General features: G+C 62.2%; 2 protein-coding genes. Both read right to left on the reverse strand.

Annotated elements, in window-relative coordinates; genetic code table 11:
- On the reverse strand, positions 1-268 hold a 268-nt coding region (locus EOA86_RS35250), incomplete at its 3' end, for a glycosyltransferase (protein ID WP_128345692.1).
- 487 nt (positions 269-755) lie between these two features.
- Positions 756-1,229: cation:dicarboxylase symporter family transporter (locus EOA86_RS35260; protein ID WP_128345696.1), on the reverse strand; the 474-nt coding region annotated here is incomplete at its 5' end.

Here is a 1,229-nt window from a genome sequence, read left to right on the forward strand (position 1 = left end):
ACAGGACGATCTTGCCCGAGCTTGCCGCAAAGCCGGTGTTGAACGCGGCGGCATGCCCGCCATTTTGCACTCGCGGGCATGCGACGATCTCGTCGCGATAGGATTCTATGATTGTCGTGGAATTGTCCTGGGATGCATCGTCGACGACGACGACTTCGACATCCGCGTAGTCCTGCTCCAGCGCGCTATCAATGCTGCGTTTGAGGAAACGCGCGTAATTGTAGTTCGGGATGATGATTGATACCGGAATCCTCGGTTCAGACTGCATCGCGTTCGACCTCGCATCTTGCTTTGGTTCGGCAAAGCCCGCTCACGGGCCGCCCCCTCTTCAAGCGCGACGAGTTCCTGAGAGGAAGCATGCGCCTTCCGTCAGGAGACGGGTCACGTCTCTTGCGACTTCATAGCGAGGCCGCCATGCCTTCGAGGGCTGCCGCCTTGGTCAAGGTTGTGGTCGGCGGCAGCAAAAGCTCCGACGGTTTCGGCCGCTCGCAACCGAGCCCGACGGAAATGTCTCGCCTTCGGTCGCGATCAGGTCGGGATCGAAGTGGACGGGTGCCTTGAAGGCATGGCGGATACTGGCAATCAAATACGGCTGGAGCAAGCCCCGCGCCAACAACAAGACTCACAAGCTTGTTACATTCGAGGCTAGCGCGCAGCGGCGTGGCCTGTGGATAATCGCAGATGTAGGAGATTGGCCGCGGCTAGTCCGAAGCCGGCGGCAGCCGGCTTCGGACTATGACCATGCAGCCTGACAATCAGGCGGCCTGCAGCCCTGGCAGCGACAGGTCAGCTTCCTCCGGCAAGTCGCCGGCCATTGCTGCGGCAAACTTGGTCTGGTCGAGTTCCCCTTCCCAGCGCGCCACGACCACGGTCGCCACCGCATTGCCGACGAAGTTGGTCAGCGCCCGGCATTCCGACATGAAGCGGTCGACGCCGAGGATCAAAGCCATGCCGGCGACCGGCACCGTGGGTACGACCGAGAGCGTCGCGGCGAGCGTGATGAAGCCGGCGCCGGTGATGCCGGCGGCACCCTTGGAGCTCAGCATGGCAACGGCGAGCAGCAGGATCTGGTCGCCGAAGGTGAGCGGCGTGTCGGTCGCCTGCGCTATGAACAAAGCGGCCAGCGTCATGTAGATGTTGGTGCCATCGAGGTTGAAGGAATAGCCGGTCGGGATGACCAACCCGACCACCGAGCGGTTGCAGCCGGCGCGCTCCATCTTGGACATCAG

The sequence above is a fragment of the Mesorhizobium sp. M5C.F.Ca.IN.020.32.2.1 genome, assembly GCF_004023105.1.
Taxonomy (GTDB): Bacteria; Pseudomonadota; Alphaproteobacteria; order Rhizobiales; family Rhizobiaceae; genus Mesorhizobium; species Mesorhizobium wenxiniae.